This is a genomic window from Candidatus Zixiibacteriota bacterium (genome assembly GCA_022865345.1).
Taxonomy (GTDB): domain Bacteria; phylum Zixibacteria; class MSB-5A5; order MSB-5A5; family RBG-16-43-9; genus RBG-16-43-9.
The window spans coordinates 1-16,945 of the sequence record JALHSU010000027.1 but is presented as its reverse complement, the minus strand read 5'-3'; the positions used below and the strand labels follow the sequence as shown (position 1 = coordinate 16,945).

13 protein-coding genes are annotated in these 16,945 nt (G+C 42.3%); 10 read left to right on the top strand and 3 right to left on the bottom strand.

What is annotated here, in order from left to right:
- Positions 1-269 precede the first annotated feature (269 nt).
- From MUP17_01255 to MUP17_01225, 7 genes are all read left to right on the top strand, one after another.
- Positions 270-2,150 (top strand): DUF6055 domain-containing protein, encoded by a 1,881-nt coding sequence (locus MUP17_01255; GenBank protein ID MCJ7457602.1) that lies wholly within the window; start codon positions 270-272, stop codon positions 2,148-2,150.
- 413 nt (positions 2,151-2,563) lie between these two features.
- Positions 2,564-3,097 (top strand): hypothetical protein, encoded by a 534-nt coding sequence (locus MUP17_01250; protein MCJ7457601.1) that lies wholly within the window; start codon positions 2,564-2,566, stop codon positions 3,095-3,097.
- Positions 3,090-5,018, top strand: a complete 1,929-nt coding sequence (locus MUP17_01245) for a TonB-dependent receptor plug domain-containing protein (protein ID MCJ7457600.1) — start codon at positions 3,090-3,092, stop codon at positions 5,016-5,018. Before MUP17_01250 ends, MUP17_01245 begins: the two co-directional genes overlap by 8 nt.
- A 129-nt stretch (positions 5,019-5,147) precedes the next feature.
- Positions 5,148-5,693 carry an HDIG domain-containing protein gene (locus MUP17_01240; GenBank protein ID MCJ7457599.1) on the top strand — a complete coding sequence of 182 codons (546 nt, stop codon included), beginning with the start codon at positions 5,148-5,150 and terminating at the stop codon, positions 5,691-5,693.
- Between the two features lie 64 nt (positions 5,694-5,757).
- A complete protein-coding gene (locus MUP17_01235) occupies positions 5,758-6,135 on the top strand; it encodes a DUF2279 domain-containing protein (protein ID MCJ7457598.1) in 378 nt (125 codons plus the stop codon).
- A 69-nt stretch (positions 6,136-6,204) separates the two neighbouring features.
- On the top strand, positions 6,205-7,569 hold the full coding sequence (locus tag MUP17_01230; protein MCJ7457597.1) for an MFS transporter: 1,365 nt from the start codon (positions 6,205-6,207) through the stop codon (positions 7,567-7,569).
- A gap of 108 nt (positions 7,570-7,677) precedes the next feature.
- Positions 7,678-8,712, top strand: coding sequence for a histidinol-phosphatase (locus tag MUP17_01225; protein MCJ7457596.1), 1,035 nt, complete (start codon positions 7,678-7,680; stop codon positions 8,710-8,712).
- A gap of 71 nt (positions 8,713-8,783) precedes the next feature.
- On the opposite strand, the gene MUP17_01220 is transcribed toward MUP17_01225, so the two are convergent.
- Positions 8,784-9,527, bottom strand: a complete 744-nt coding sequence (locus MUP17_01220; protein MCJ7457595.1) for a hypothetical protein — start codon at positions 9,525-9,527, stop codon at positions 8,784-8,786.
- A gap of 92 nt (positions 9,528-9,619) precedes the next feature.
- Positions 9,620-10,603: a restriction endonuclease gene (locus tag MUP17_01215; GenBank protein ID MCJ7457594.1), complete on the bottom strand. Its 984-nt coding sequence runs from the start codon at positions 10,601-10,603 to the stop codon at positions 9,620-9,622.
- Between the two features lie 448 nt (positions 10,604-11,051).
- Here MUP17_01215 and MUP17_01210 point away from each other — a divergent pair, with 448 nt between their 5' ends.
- Positions 11,052-13,076, top strand: a complete 2,025-nt coding sequence (locus MUP17_01210; protein ID MCJ7457593.1) for a DUF6055 domain-containing protein — start codon at positions 11,052-11,054, stop codon at positions 13,074-13,076.
- Positions 13,077-13,190: 114 nt separating this feature from the next.
- Here the strand turns inward: MUP17_01210 and dinB are convergent, their stop codons facing one another.
- On the bottom strand, positions 13,191-14,486 hold the full coding sequence (gene dinB / locus MUP17_01205) for a DNA polymerase IV (protein ID MCJ7457592.1): 1,296 nt from the start codon (positions 14,484-14,486) through the stop codon (positions 13,191-13,193).
- 348 nt (positions 14,487-14,834) lie between these two features.
- Here dinB and MUP17_01200 point away from each other — a divergent pair, with 348 nt between their 5' ends.
- Together MUP17_01200 and MUP17_01195 are read left to right on the top strand one after the other, a co-directional pair.
- Positions 14,835-16,313, top strand: a complete 1,479-nt coding sequence (locus tag MUP17_01200) for a T9SS type A sorting domain-containing protein (protein MCJ7457591.1) — start codon at positions 14,835-14,837, stop codon at positions 16,311-16,313.
- A gap of 176 nt (positions 16,314-16,489) precedes the next feature.
- On the top strand, positions 16,490-16,945 hold a 456-nt coding region (locus MUP17_01195), incomplete at its 3' end, for a fructose-1,6-bisphosphatase (GenBank protein MCJ7457590.1).

Sequence of the window (16,945 nt, the reverse complement as noted above, 5' to 3'; positions counted from 1 at the left end):
TGGCTAAAAAATTTGGGATACTCTACACCGGTGGTTCGGACTGCCATGCCAGAGCTGATATGGTGTTGATGGGAAAAGTGAAAGTCCCTTACCGCTGTCTGGAGATGCTAAAGAAAGCTAAACAAAAGAAATTTGGAGGATAAATCTGGAGTGTAAATCTCAAGATCCATTCTGGACCTTCAGGTTTACCAGAGTTATATCAGTTTCAAAGAGGAGAAGGATAAAGCTAAAGCTTTATACTCCAGATCATCTTCAAAAAAGGAGCTAAAATGAAAAAGGTGTTACTCTCTCTGACTTTCTTGTTTATGGCTGTTTCAGCTTATGGCAAAGAATTTACTCAGGCTTATGAGGACAAGCTCATCCAGGATTTAAAGGGAATTTATACTCAGGAAGCCATTAAAACTCCGGATAACCCAACCGGTCATCCTGTGGATGCCACTCCCATAATCCTTCAGGCGAGACATGATTTTCCTTTTTTGAGCGCAGAAGCTAAGAAAGCTGTTTACCCGTTCCCCTCCAGGCCAAGTTACGCCCCAGATACTGAATATGCCTATAATACTCCAAGCGGGTATTTCAAGATACATTTCGCCAAGGAAGGAGTTAATGCGGTGTATCAGCCGAATGTAGATAATAATGGAAATGGGATCCCGGATTACGTTGATACCTGTGCAGCAGTCTTGGACCACATCTGGGCTAAAGAGATAGATAGTTTAGGTTACAATGTCCCGCCTTCGGACGGATGGTACCCAGTAACCTGGGATAACGGAGGCGATGGGAGATACGATATTTACCTTTTAAACCTGGGTTCTAACTACTTAGGCGCAACTCACCCTGAAACCACCAGTGCTCCGAACCCCGCACTGTGGAGTTACACGAGCTGGATCGAGTTAGATAATAATTATACAAATTATCCTGCTTACCATCCACAGTACGACTGGCTAAGGGTCACTGCCGCACACGAGTTTTTTCATGCAATTCAGATGGGGTATGATGTTTTTGAGAATGAGGTAGCAGGGGATGTTGCAAAACCTTACTGGATGGAGATGAGCGCTACCTGGATGGAAAATGAAGTTTACGATTACATAAATGATTATATATATTATCTCAGATCCTTCCTTGGAGCTCCTTGGGTTTCTTTGAGAAATTTCACTGGGTTGCATCCGTACGGTGCAGTAGTTTGGCCAATCTATTTAGGGGAGAGATTCGGGATTAACATTATTAAAGATATCTGGACTAAATGTGCTGAAGTGCCCGGTGATAACGTCTTGTCCGCAACTGACACGATCTTGAGCACTTTGCATAATAGCTCGTTAAACAGCGCCTTTCGGGAATTTTCTGTTTGGAACTATTTCACTGGAGATCGGGCTAACCCTTCGGTATTCGGCTTTTATTCCGAAGGTCCGCTTTGGGTCGATCAAGGTGGTCCCATAAAGGTGACATTGACTAACAAACACACTCTTTATCCGGCAACAGATACAGTTAATCAGTTGCCACAAGACTTGGGCTCGACCTACCTAACTTTTGTCTCTCCATCTGACACCGGAGGACTTAGAATATATTTCGAAGGAGATCTTGGTCCAGAATGGAGTTTTTCAATTATAGGTTATCAGGGAACTTCCCTTCCTCCCTGGGATACAGTTGTTGGGTTGACCACAACACCGAGCAGTATGAACGGGATGGGATTAGTTATTGCTTCCTGGCGTTTTACTGAAGTGCCTATGGTTATCGCCAGGGGAGATACTATCTCGACCCAGAATTATCAATACAGGTCTACAGCACAGTTCGATCCGAGTCTAAATAATGGGTTACTTCCTCCGTCAGCAGACAGAGTGTATCAAAATTTCCCCAACCCGTTTGTGATTACAGATGCTAACTCGACCACTAAATTTCCCCTGTCATTGATGAGCACCAGCGATGTGAAGCTCTTCATCTTTACAGGCTCTGGAGAACTTGTCTGGAAATATTCTTGGCGAAACCTGAGTGCGGGAAATTATGATATCACTAATTTCCCTGACCCGGCATTCTTACCTTTCCAGTGGGATGGCAGGAATCTAAACGGCGAATATGTGGCATCCGGGATTTACCTTTATAGAATAGTGACTAACGGCACCTCGACAACTAAGAAGTTAGTCGTGATCAATGAGAGATAGAGATTCTTCGTCCTTTGGACTCAGAATGACATTTGATACAACACAATTGTCATGCTGAGTCCCCGTAGGGGACGAAGCATCTATGTATAAAAAGGCAGATTCTTCGCCTCTACGAGGAGCAATGCCCGGCGTAGCCGCCGTAATGCCTTTATCGCCCTACGGGCTCAGAATGACAGGATGAGCTTAGCGTCGGGCTTTATGCCTGACGATTCCAATTTCGTAGCGCCCGTAGCGCAAAGCGACCCTAATCCCGCAGTTTGCGGGACAAGCTGGGTCGCACTACGAAAAACATGTATTCCGTGACCGTCGGGTCCCCTGACCCGACGGAAATGTAGTTTCCCAATTCAATGGACTCCTTGCTCGATGAATCGAGCAACTACAATCTGAGGTCGCGCTACAAAAAAAAAACAGAAATGACCTTCACCACAAAAAAAATAGCCAAGATGGGAGTATTCACTGCTCTGCCAATAGTCCTGAAAATCCCGATTTTGCAGATTCCGAATGTGGAATTCTTCACCTTCGTGGTTTTCACCTCCGGCTTTTTGTTGGGTATAATCGAGGGAGGGGTAGTTGGCATGCTTTCAATAAGTATCTACACCGTGTTCAACCCATACGGTCTTGCCCCGCTTCCTATAGCACTTGCCCAGGTAATATCAATGTTCATTATAGGCATTTCAGGAGGGTTATTTTTCTACTTGAAGCTCTTTAGAGAAGTCGCCTTAGCCACCTTTATCTGGATGGGACTGGCAGGATTAGTTCTTACTCTGCTTTACGATTTTTTAACCAATTCAGGTGTAGCCATAGTGATGGGTAGATTTGTACCGGTTATGCTTGCAGCCATACCTTTTGCTCTGACTCACCTGATTTCCAACATTATTATCTTTGTCCTCCTAACCCCGGTTCTTTTTCGTTTAGACAAATTAGAAAGAAGGGGGCAGTTTGCTTAAGAAGATTGTTCTCCTCGTCTTTTCTTTCTTTTGCTTTTCTCCTTTTGCTCTGGCACAGAATAATGATTCCCTTCTTTCCCCCTCCAATCAATTGAACCCCGACACATCTTTTGAAGAGGAAAATCTCACGGACAAGGTATGTTCCCTTTTCACCACTAACCAGGTTTTCTCCTCTGAGGAGATCGAAAATTCAATTTACAGAAGTCTGGGAGATATTCTGAAAAGGAACAGGTTAATTGATGTGACCAGATATGGGACTTATGGTCAGCCAGAATATGCCACTCTCTGGGGCGGGACATCACGCCAGTTTCTGGTCTATCAGGATGGGATTTCATTTTTAGGGCAAGCGTTATACCTGCCTCAAACCGGGGATTTCGACCTTTTCACTGTCCCGCTTGAGAATATCGAAAGTATCCAGCTAATTGATAACCCGATGGTTAATATATTGGGTAAAGACATTGGATTAGGTGGACTTAGGATAAAGACAAAAGAATATAAGACTCAAAAACCATTTTCCAGGATAAATTTCGAAAGAGGACCTTATGGATACAGAAGAACCCAAATAGATTTCGGCAATCAATTAGCCCGGAAGCTCGACTTTTATTTTACCGGAGGATGGAAAAAATCAGATGGCTACATAGCCAACAGCGATTTTGAATCTTTATACCTGACCGGAAATCTCCTTTATAAGATGAAAGAAAACTGGAATATTCGATTGAAAGCGCTTCATTTTGAGAACAGGGCAGGGAATCCACTTCCTCACGATACTCTGATCACCTTGAAAACAAAAGAGGATAGAACTATTTTAGATCTGAATTCGGATTATCGTTTTAAAAACAATACTTTCTTAAAAATAGAGACTTTTTATTGTGCTAACCTGGCTGAAAGTTATAATGATGGATATTTTCTGGACAGAAAAAAAACTGGAAACGATTTCTATCTGAGGGGCAGTTACGAGTTTAATTGGAAAAAGAAGACGCAAAATAAGGTAGAGGGATTTTTAAGCTGGGGTAATACTGAGATGGATGGGATAAAGAGGACTTTACGAGAAGGACACATTTCTTATCTTGGACTCACCAGGATTTTCGACAAGATTGATAATTTTGGGTTTGCCAGGCTGACTTTCCAAAAAGGATTTCACTGGGAATTGTCTACTTTGTATGGAGTTTCCTATAGCCCTAGGAAAGAGCTGATTCTATTTGCCAACGTTTCGCACTCCTTAGCCAATCCTACGTATTATGATTTCTATCTGCCGAGGAGTAGTTATTCAGCTCATCTTGACTCCACATATTTCTCTTATCAAGAATCCTATAATCAATTCCTTACCTATGAAAATCTCTTTACTATCGATGCAGGATTTTCCTGGTTAAAAAATGATTTTAAGTTGAGAAACTCGATATTCTACTCTTATAACTTGAACAACATAGAATGGACTTTCTCCAAGGTAGTAAACCAGCTTCCTGCTTATACCTCCATAAGATACACAGTTTACCCCTCTAACCGCACGAGGAATTTATTTGGATTCGGTTTAAATCTCGACTATACTTTTTCTCCGAATTTTGAAACAAGTTTTTCCTACGCTTACAAAAGGGCTCGTGCTGGTGACTTTTCGATACCTTACGTGCCTGAGCATAGTTTCTTCAGCTATTTTCAGTATTCGTATGAATCCTCGAAAAAAGAGTATGGGCTAAAAGTAAGATTGGAGCAGGAATATATCTCTAAAAGGTATCTGGCAGATTATAACCAGGACCAAGTTCCTTTTGTCCTTCTTTTTAATTCCAAAATCACCTTACGGCTTTTGGATCTGCGGTTTTATTATGTTATCGAGAATATAACGGATGAGGTCTACAGAACCAGAGGAGAGTTCAACATGCCTGGCAGGACCTTCTGGTTTGGCTTTAGCTGGGATTTCTATGATTGAGAGTTAAGTTCTATAATAGTGTCATTGCGAGTCCATTTGGACGAAGCAATCCGTTCAGTTGTACAGATTGCTTCGTCGTCCCCGTAGAGAATTCCTCGCAATGACAATTTAAAAGTCAGGAGAAAGCAAATGAACAGGGAAGAGGCTTTGAATTTAGTAAAATCCAAGATCAAGAATAAGAATCTGATCAAGCATATGCTGGCCGTGGAAGCCATAATGCGCAGGCTGGCGGAGTATTTCAACGAGAATGTTGAGCTCTGGGGCTTAACTGGACTCTTGCATGATCTGGATTACGATTCCACAGTCAATGACTTTCCCAAACACGGTATCCTCACAACTGAATGGCTTAAAGAATATGATTTAGATGAGAAAATCCTGTATGCCATAAAAGCCCACCCCAAACACGTACCCGCGACTTCCAAACTGGACTGGGCTCTTTATGCCACAGACCCTTTGAGCGGGTTGATCGTTGCCGCCACCTTAATGCACCCGACAAAGAAACTAAAAAACGTGACCCCGGAGTTTGTGCTTAACCGCTTTAAGGAGAAAAGATTCGCCGCCGGAGCAAATAGGGAAGATATAAAAGCCTGTGAGAAGATGGGTCTAACCCTGGAAAAGTTTGTCGAATTAGCCCTGGAAGGTATGCAAAGAATAGATGCAGACTTGGAATTGTAGTTGCCTGATTCATCAGGCTAATTTTAAATTGCCCAATAAATTGGGCAACTACATTTAACCTAAAATGAGAAAACTTATCCTCATATTCCTATTCCTTTTCTTACTTTTAGACATCTCCCAGATAAGCTATGCCCTGGGTAAAAACAAGTCACATCGACCAGAAAACAAAGTCAAAAAGGTCGAGGATAAATGGCTGGGCTGGGATAAAGCAGGGCACTTTTTGATAAGCGGATTTTTAGCCGGGTCATCTTATTCCATCTATCATAAGAGCTTTGATAATGACAAAGAATCTTCGATCTATTTTGCCAGCATCTTCAGTCTAAGCATTGGAGTAGGTAAAGAGATAAGCGATATGAAAAAACCAAAAGATAAGTTCAGCTACAAAGACATCATCTTTGATATCCTGGGCATTTCCGTTGGCATTCTTATCGCCTCACATTAATTTTGTTCATAGTCACTTTAGTGACGTAATAGGAATCGACTAAAATCGGATTGAAAGAGACTGAATAGGATGGAAGAATTAAAGCTGAACAAGAAAACAATCTTTTCCTGGGGAATATATGATTTTGCTAATACTATCTTCTCTATGAATATCATCTCGATGTATTTTGCCCAGTGGATAATAGTCGACCATCACAAAGAAGACATCTGGTACAGCTTAACCTATTCTTTGTCAATGCTGCTGGTTGCTCTGACCATACCGGTTTTGGGAGCAATCTCTGATGGTAGAGGAAAAAGGAAACCATATCTTTTGATTTTGACCCTGGGGTGTGTCCTGGCGACTTTGTTCATAGGGGGAATAAGCTCCAGGATTGCGAACGCAAACCTTCTGGTCTTTTCGGCCCTTTTTTTCTTTCTTGTAGCCAATTATTGTTTTGAAGGAGGACTAGTTTTCTATAATGCCATGCTGCCTGAAATCTCTACTCCTAAGAATATAGGCAGGGTATCAGGTTTTGGAGTGGCTTTAGGATATGCCGGCTCAATTATCGGACTTCTCCTGGTTAAACCTTTTGTCACCGGAAATTTTTTCGGGTTACAATTCGGCAGCGGTGGTAGGGAAAAAGCCTTCATTCCAACGGCATTTTTTTTCCTCCTGTTCAGCTTGCCGATATTTCTATTTGTCAAAGAGAAGGGAAACCAGAATTCTGGTGAAAAGAGAATAAAGATTAAAGAAGCTTTTAGAAAAGTCTGGAATGGAATCATTGATACCAAAAAATATCCAGGGGTATTGCGGTTCCTGATTGCCGACTATTTTTTCGAAGATGCTATAGCCACGGTGATTATTTTTATGGCAGTTTATGCTCAGGTGGTTATGAATATGGGAGATGAAGCCAAGATCTTTTTCTTCTGGTTTGCCACGACCTTTGCCATCCTTGGCTCTTTTGTTTCCGGCGTATTGAGCGACCGCATAGGGCCGAAAAAGACCTTGTTTTTTGTAGTCTCTGGCTGGATTTTGTCCTTATCAGTCATTATGCTCTCTACCAGACAGCTCTATTTCTGGATAATGGGTCCCCTTATCGGAATCTGTCTTGGCTCCACCTGGACAGCTTCCAGGCCGCTCTTAGCTACCTTAGCTCCCAGAAATATGTTAGGACAGTTTTACGGGTTATATTCCTTGTCCGGCAGAGCCGCGGCTACCATAGGACCACTTCTCTGGGGTGGAGCGGTTTTGTTCTTGAAAAAAGATAACCCGTTGGTCAAAGGAATCATAAATTTGCTCGAAAGGATTGGATTTACTTTTTCGGATAAGGTTTTGGATACGATCCAGTATCGTTTTGGGATTTTGTTTTTGGTCCTTTTAATGATTATAGGTCTTCTGATTTTTATCAAAGTCCCGGATAAAAAAATGGAGGATTACGAGCTGGTATCGAGATAAAATGTCATTGCGAGGAGTCCATCTGGACGACGAAGTAATCCACTTCCTCTTAAGTAAAGGGATTGCTTCGTCCAAATGGACTCGCAATGACGGATGAGGAGAAGGAATTTGGAGAACTGGCATGAGGTAGTGGGGGCAATACATATCCATTCTACTGACTCGGATGGGACCAAATCTATTCCGGAGATAGCGAAGATCGGTGATAGAATGGGACTTGACTTCCTGGTCTTCTCTGACCATATGACTCTCAAGTCCTATCAAGCAGGCTTAGAAGGAGTTTATGGCAAGACCCTGGTCATAATCGGCTATGAGATTCATGATAGAGAAAACAAAAATCATTATCTGGCTTTCAATCTAAAGGAGACCTTGCCTTTTGGTTTGACTCCTTTAGAATATGTAAAACGGGTGAAAGAAAAAGGCGGGTTTGGGATAATTGCGCATCCGGATGAAATCAGGAATGATTTGCCCAAATATCCTGCCTATCCCTGGACTGCCTGGGGTGCTCAAGAGTTTGATGGAATCGAAATCTGGAACCAGATGTCTGAATGGATGGAGAAACTGACCAGGTTCAACCAGGTCAAGATGCTTTTCTCTCCGCGAAAATCTCTGGATAGCCCAACTGAGAGAGTCTTGAGAAAATGGGATGAGCTGAACCTGAAAAGAAAAGTCTGTGGCATTGGAGCAGTTGACGCCCACGCTCATCTCTACAAGTTAGGTCCTTTGAAATTGACTATTTTCCCTTATGAGGTTCAGTTCAAATCGCTCCGCACGCACCTGATTCTGGACCAGCCTTTATCTTCAGATTTTGAAAAAGGTAAAGCCCAGATATTTTCAGCGCTCTTAAACTGCAACGCCTTTGCCTCAAATCACAGAAGGGGAGATGCCAAAGGGTTTCTGTTTTATGCGGAAGGCAAGAAAAACCTTGCCCGAATAGGAGAGGAGATAAATTTGGAGGAGTTTCCAGAATTAATTGCCAGGACTCCGGCAAAAGCAGAGATTAGATTAATTCATAATGGCAAGTTGAAAATCAGAACTAAAGGAAAGGAATTAACTTGCCAACCAAAAGAAAAAGGTATTTACAGAGTAGAAGCCTTTAAAGGGGATAAGGGCTGGATTTTCTCGAATCATATAAGGATTGTTTGAATCATTTTTGCAGTATTTAAAGCAAAGATTGAATAGTGACTGAAGGAAAGAGTCATACTTGAAGCTCTGTATCAAACGACTGAAAATTTGATATCAAGACGCTGGCGCGCTTGGATAAGCTTGGTTGCATACCACTTCATGTTGCGAGTCGGGTCTATGAATCCTACGGGATTAAATAAAGCTTCAAATTCATCTATGCAGTCGTGAGGACATAATCCGACAAATACGTCCTCTGCAGTGAATACAAATGGCGCCTTTACAAAAGGGTAACGCCATTCGCGTTCCCATCTGAAATCGACTCTGCCCTGTGGTCGCACACTAGCACCCGGTGCTTTAATCTTTTTACCAAAAACTGCTATAAGTGGGAGGAGCTGTTCAGCCTCATTTAAGTGATTTCCTTTCAAGCTACAAAGGGCATAAAAGACTTGGTCTTTATCCTCAGTCTCGTTGTTTAAGTAAAGTACGGGTGCTACACCTCGGCTTGCAAGACGCTCCTTCAGAAAAACGAGCCCATATGGTTCTAAGGTGATATTACGATATGCAATTTCTAAGAGGCAATGCACTTCACTGAGAGGTGTTTCAGTGAAACAGATGGCGCTAAAGAGACGGTGCTTTTGCTCCTCAGACATGTCACCAGTGTACATCCCGAACCTTGCATCGCTGACGATTGTTTGGCCACAGATTAGGCTTTTTGTTTCAAGTATTGAGCTTAATGCCTCCTTTGCGGAGTTGCCATCTTGCATTGTACGTGTGAGATGTACCAGAAATGGTGAGATATCAGAACGGAAATGGAGTATGTGGTCAATATTTCGCATGTAGGAATTCTACTCCTTTCGGTCTCAGCCTAATATGTTTCTAAAGTAGTGTATGTGATATACTTTGCCTTTACGTGTCCAGAAAAAAGTTCTCATCCAAGGATTTCCTTGAATGGCTGTTTGTCAATTATGGCTGCCTGTATCTTGCTTTTTAACAAATATTTGAGGTCTCTCTCGTGTTCGAGGAGGTTGACTAACTCATTAAGCGTACAAAGAATGACGACAGTTTGCTGAAGGGCTTCTTTACAAATTTCTAACGCACCTTTACTGAACTCAGTATAGGAAATAAAAACACCTCGACTGGAGTTGCGATGGTAAATGCGGACCAGATGTCGCGAAACATCATCAACTCCCACTGCACTCTCAAGCCATTTCATCTCGACAAGATAAACTTCTCCATCCAACTCTACAACTCCGTCAATTTGCTCAATCACCCCTTTTCCTTTGTCTCCAGTTCTCCTAAATGATTCACGCACGAGAATTTCATTAATTTCGAAAAGGCGGTTGAGTATTTTCTCTAAGAGGTTTCCCCTTTCTTGACTATTGCAATCCTTAAAAAGTAAATAGAATTCTTTCTTTAATTCCTCAAGGGCTTGTTTCTTATACTTAACTTCCTGAACTTTTTTTTCATACTCCCTAATATGTTTCCCTTTCTCTTCCTCTCGTTCTTGTCTCATCCGAGTGAATGAATCCTTTACATTCACTACCTTCTGAATCCCGGCTACAAGTCCTCTTGCTTTTAGTTCATCGTTTGGCCAACAAGTTGAAAAATCTTCGAATTCAATAACACGTTTAAGCACCTCTCTGCGTTCTCTTAGACTGCTCTCACCTTTCTCGTTCAATCGTTTTAGAATCGTCTGCGAAATGTCATATTTTTTTATAGCTTGTGGCTCTTTTTCAACCTGTGCAGTAAGGTCTCTCAGCAAATCAACTTTCACACCGGCACCTCGAAAGAAAAGGACGACATCTCTTTTGGAGCGGCATAATAAAGGGATGACATCTTTTAATAGTTGGAAAAGGTCAGGCGGATATTGATATATAATCTGGGTGGTAAAATAATCTTCAGTATCGTTCATATGTGAATAAATTAATGTATCCTAAGGTAATGTCAATAACTAATTTAAATAACCCATGGTAAAACCTAAGTATAGAAACCTTTCACCAATCCACTTCTTTTATCCGTAGATATTTTATAAGTCATCTGGGTTCGATGAATCGAACCCCTACGCAGGTTCTGTAATGGCTTGATTTATCAAGCCCTTGTTTGTATTTGACAATTTCTCGATTTATATTAAATTGAACCTGATGAGTGAATTTGCCGATAAATTAAGAAAGGCGGGATTATCGTGCTGGTAGAACAGACATTCCTGTCTGTTCATTTAGTCAGACAAGAATGTCTGACCTACCGAGCAGTTAAAGTAGGGACAGCCCTTGTGGCTGTCCTCATTGGGGTTAGGACAGGGACAAGCCCTGTCCCTACAAAAGGCAATCTATTGAAATGCAAAGAGTTACTTCGGAGGCATAATGAAAAGGTTTAAGTGGGGTATTCTGGTTTTCCTGGGGCTTGGAATGATTTTTATTTGTTACCCTGGGGTTGTGAAATCTGCTTATGCAGTTGATAAGGGGACTGTAGAGCTGATTGAGGATGCCTACAAGAATGGAGAGATCGATTACGAGACCAGTCTGATCTATAAAGTCCAGACTATTCGCCAACCCGAGAAAATACCTGCAAAATACAAGGCAAAAGTAGAGAGGATTTTTAAAAGTGCCACGCCTATTCTATTAGAAGTCAGGAAAAGTTGGCCCGGTCTCTCTTCCCAGACTCAGGCAACCTTAAAAACTCTTTTAGCCCGACCGTCCAACGCTTATTCTTATAATAGCCTGGATGGGCATTTTAAAATCCATTATGATACCACTGGGATAAACAAAGTTCCTACAACTGACGCCAATAGTAACGGCGTTCCCGATTATGTAGAAAATTTAGCGCTTTATGCAGATAGTTCTTATCGAACCATGATTACCTACTTAGGTTATAGAATTCCGCCTTCAGATGGCTCTGCTGGAGGAGATAGTAAATATGACATCTATACTGAGGATATGGGATATTATGGATATACCCAGTGGGAATTTCCCGGTCCCCAGCCCTGGAACGATTACACCAGTTATGTATCAGTTCATAACAACTTCATCGGCTTTCCGCCGAATACTGATCCAGAAGGAAATCAAAAGGGAGCTATGAAGGTAACTGTAGCTCATGAATACTTCCATGCAGTCCAGTTTGCTTATGATGTATTTGAGTCTGGCTGGTATATGGAGATTTCCTCTACCTGGATGGAGACTATCGCTTATCATACGGTAAACGATAACTACAACTATTTGCCCTATTTCTTCAATTATCCAGATGTTTCCTTGCAGGCAACCACGATCCATGAATATGCCGCCTTTATCTGGGATATGTATCTTTCCACCAATTTCGGTAACGATATTATAAAAGATATCTGGGAGAGATGTATAACCGGCTCCGCGATCAATGAGATAGACAATGCTCTCAGTGCGCGGGGAAGCAGCCGCAACAAAGAATTCAAGGAATTCACTGTTTGGAACTATATCACCGGCGCAAGAAACGATGGACTGCACTTCCCGGATGCAAGTAATTATCCTCTAATAAAGCTGATGAGGACCCATTCTACCTACCCTGTAACCAATAACACCTCCAGCATGACTCCGGACAATTTGTCAGCCAACTATATCCAGTTCAACCCGACTTCTAATCCTGCTAATCTGAACATCAAATTCGACGGACAGACTGGTTATTTCTGGGGTTTAAAAGCTTTGGGAGTCAAGCTAAACGGGACTTACAGTTATTCCGAATTTGAGTTTCCGGTGGATGATACCGGATACGGTGAAGGTTCGATTCCTAATCTGGAAAACTATGATTATGTAATATTGATCCCCAGCGTCCTTTCTACCTCCGGCACTAATCTTAATTTCACTTATTCGGCTTGGCTCACCGCTGCTGACACCGTTCATAAAGTCGATGTCACCTCTAGCCCGAACAAGCAGGTGATCAATGCCAGCACTGACACCTCTTATTTTTATGTCCAGAATACCGGTATAGTAACTGATACTTTTTCCATCGCGATTTCTGACAAACGCGGGTGGCTTCAGAACCCTGGTTCGTTTGTGGATACTCTTGCTTCTGGAGAAATTGATACCTTCAGGACCATTTCAAAGATCCCTTACAATGCAGTTTTGAACACAGCAGACTCTTTGAAATTAGTCTCTTCTTCTCTTTCCAATCCACTGGTTAAAGATTCTTCCAGCGTCATTCTGACGGTAATAGCTGTGAGAGGAGATGCCAACAGTAATGGTTCCATTACTGTGGCAGATGCTGTTTTTCTGATAGCTTATCTACTTAAAGGTGGTCCTGCACCTCAGTACTATGGAACCGGGGATGCTAACTGCGATGGTCAGATAACTATCGGCGATGTAGTCTATCTGGTAAATTACCTGTTTAAATCTGGGCCTCCGCCCTGCTTTAGCGGGTAAGTCTATTAAGACTTATCTGCAATTCACGGCCAATCTGTCATTGCGAGGTATGCACCAAGGCGGTGCATACCGAGGAGTCCATCTGAACGAAGAAGCCCCGCCTTTGGCGGGACTTCACCCTACCGGTTCGCAATGACTGTCTAAGTATTCCTCTCCGAATTTTCTCACGTGTTTCTCCGGTCTCCAGGCAGGGGAGAGGATATTAGTCGTTTTAACTTTATCTAAAAGCCTGCCCCAGGTAAGAGTAAACTCCCCGTAGCGGTCATTTACCTCATCCATAGCCTCCAAGAGCATCTGCTCTCTCCATTCTTTTCTGAATAAAGAGAGCTGGCCTACTCCCTTTATCAGATTGGAAACGCTTACCCCAACCAGCCTGACTCCTAAGGTCTCGATGTTTATCTGCTCTAACAGGGAAAGGGCGGTCTGGTATATTTCCCTGGCATCGTCTATGAATTCCTTTATGGTTTTTTGCTGGGAGAAATGGGAGAAATCCGGAAAACGAATCACCAGAGAAACGGTCTTCCCTTTGTAATGTTTCCTTCTCAACCTTCTGGCTACCTGCTCAGATAAGCTCAGAAGATAGTTTTTCGCCACCTCCCGGTTGCGAGTATCCTTAGGCAGAGTTATAGAATGCCCCACAGATTTGACTTTTTCCCCATCTCCTTTGTATTCAGATTCGGACTCGGTTAAAAGAACCGGACCTTCATCTAACCCCAGAGCCATACGGTGTAAATATATGCCTATCTTCCCGAATCTTTCCTCTAAGAGTTGTACCGGATAACGGAATAATTCTCCGCAGGTGCGGATTCCTAATTTGTTAAGGTAAAATGTGAGTTTTGGACCTATTCCGCATATCTCCGAGATGGGCAGGTCTTCTAAAAACTCAGCTACTTTTTCATCTTTTAACCAGAATAAGCCATCCGGTTTTCTCATGTCCGAGGCTAATTTGGCTAAGAGCTTGGTAGAGGCGATCCCGACTGAACAGGTTAAGCCTGTTTCGTCTCTTATTTTTTTCTTTAGTTTTTCAGCTAACTGAAGCGGGCTTCCGAACAATCTTTCAGTTCCAGTTATGTCTAAAAAAGACTCATCTATGGAAAAGACTTCAACTGCGGGGGTAAATCCTTTATAGATACTCAAGAGATTTAAGGAGACCTCCACGTATTTGTCCGGATCGCAGGGGAGTAAAATCCCCTGGGGACAAGCTTTTTTTGCCTCCCACAGGGTCATCCCGGTCTTTACCCCCCAGGCTCTGGCCTCATAAGAGGAAGTGGTAACCACGCTTCTACCATTGGGGTCACCGCAGACCATAATCGGCTTACCTCTCAAATGGGGATTAGCCTTCTGCTCCACCGAGGCAAAATAGGCGTCCATATCCACGTGCAAAATGGTTCTTTTCTTCTTTGGTTCCATAATCTTTTTGCTCCTACTCCGGAATGGAGGAAATGTAGCGTCAGGGTTTATCCCTGACGTCTTTTCGTCCTGTCAGGAGACAGGACGCTACATTCCTGCCGGGATATAAGATACTGCACAAATGTGCAGTTGTCAAGAGGAAAATAATAAATAAATGACAAATGACGAATATCGAATGACGGGTAAATTCGTAACCCTGCTTTGTCCATAGGGTTTCCTGTAGAGACAGAACATTGTTCTGTCTTGAATAACAAAATCTTAAAAACTAATTGACAAACGCTAAAAATTAATTATTCTAAAGTTGAGGGAATTATTAAAATATTAAGCTTTTCAGCTACAGGAGGAGTTATGAAAAAGACAGTTATGTTTTTGGCTCTAATTCTCTTTTTGTTTTCGCCTGCTTTTGCCAGAATTTACCAGGTTCCATCCGCCTTCATAGCTACCATCCAGGGAGGAATAAACGTCGCCAAGGATGGGGATACAGTTTTGGTTATGCCAGGGACTTATTACGAGAACATAAATTTCAAAGGCAAAAACATCTTAGTCACGAGTAACTTTATTTTCGACCATAATGACAGCACAATTCTGAAAACTGTTATCGATGGGGGCAACAAAGCATCAGTAGTCACTTTTAATTCTGGAGAAGATTCTACTGCCTGCATTCAGGGTTTTACTATAACGCATGGGTGTTACTGGAGTGGTGCAGGAATTTCTTGCCGGGGATCTTCTCCAAGGATAGCTTTTAACATTATTAGAGAAAACGTTGCAAATCCAATGTGCATTGAACCAGAATGGTCAATTCCATGGAGTGGTGGTGAAGGTGGTGGGATTCTTTGCGAGAATGGTAAAGCAATCATTGAGCATAACAGGATCATCAAGAATCAATCCAATCTAGGTGAGGAGAGCGGCGGGATAGGAGGAGGAATCTGTTTTTTTGGTCAAGTTGGACCTACCATACGGTATAATCTGATAGCCTTCAATAAAGTGGAAAAAGGGATCAATGCATTACCTTTAGGAGGGGGTGGAGGTATTTGGGGTGGGGACTCTTGTGTCATAAATATTTACAACAATACTATTGTCAATAATTATGCTGATGAAGGAGGAGGGGGAATATCTTATGTAGGCCTTCTGCCAGGGTCGAAAATCTTTAACAACATAATCGCTTTTAATACTGAGGGCGTAAGAACTTTTTATCTGCAAAATTATACCTTTAGACCCGTTCTTGAATATAATGATTTTTGGAACAACGGCTCAGGGCATTTTGTTGCTTTTTCTAAAGAGGTCGGCGACACCACCTGGGGATTCAACAGGAATGGTGTGCCTTGCGATAGTTTTCATAATATCATCCGTGATCCACTTTTCGTCGATACATCGGATTTTGATTTCCATCTCATGGCAAACTCTCCTTGTATAGATGCTGGTGACCCTAATTCCCCTCTGGACCCTGACACCACTATTGCGGATATTGGTGCGTTTTATTATCCGCATACCCCGACCATCGTAAAAGATGACGATCAAAATTTGCCGGGAAACTTTGAATTATCACAGAATTACCCCAATCCCTTTAACCCCACAACCACCATACCCTTCCGAGTTTGGAGTTTGGCGGTTGGCGTTGAGAGGCCCTGCCACACAGCCCTGAAGGTCTACAATATACTTGGGCAGTTAGTGAGGACTTTGGTGGATGAAGAAAAGACACCAGGAAATTACGATATCACCTGGGACGGAATGGATAATTCAGGGAAACAAGTCGCAAGCGGCACTTATTTTTACCAGCTTAAGACTAAGGGCGTTACAGTTACGAAAAAAATGGTCTTGTTGAGATAATCGTTTATGGGGGTGAATTTCTATTTATTCGTATCGTTTCGAAATTGATGTAATTTCGCACTCTGGTCTTTTTATTTCTATCAAAAAGTGAAATTAAAGTTGACTTTTATTATCCTATTTATTTAATATAATTTTGAGTCAGGTAAACACACAACTCATCATATGGAGGTGAAGAGGTGAAACTCACTATCAGTGTAATCAAGGCAGATATCGGCAGTATAGGCGGGCACATCAAACCCAGCCAGAGGTTAAAAGATTCGGTTAGGGATTTCATCCAGGAAAATGGCTTGAAAAAGGGTCTGGTTATAGATAATTACATCAGCTCGACTGGAGATGATATAGCAATCCTGATGACACATACTAAGGGAAAATCAAACCACGAAATTCATAAATTAGCCTGGGATTCATTTGTAGCTGGAACCGCAGTGGCAAAAAAGCAAGGGTTATACGGCGCAGGTCAGGACCTCCTTAAAGATGCTTTTTCCGGTAACGTCAGGGGGATGGGACCAGCAGTGGCTGAGTTAGAGATAGATGAAAGACCGAATGAATCCTTCCTTTTCTTTGCCGCAGATAAAACTGATCCGGGTGCTTATAATCTGCCGCTTTATTTGAGCTTTGCTGACCCGATGCAT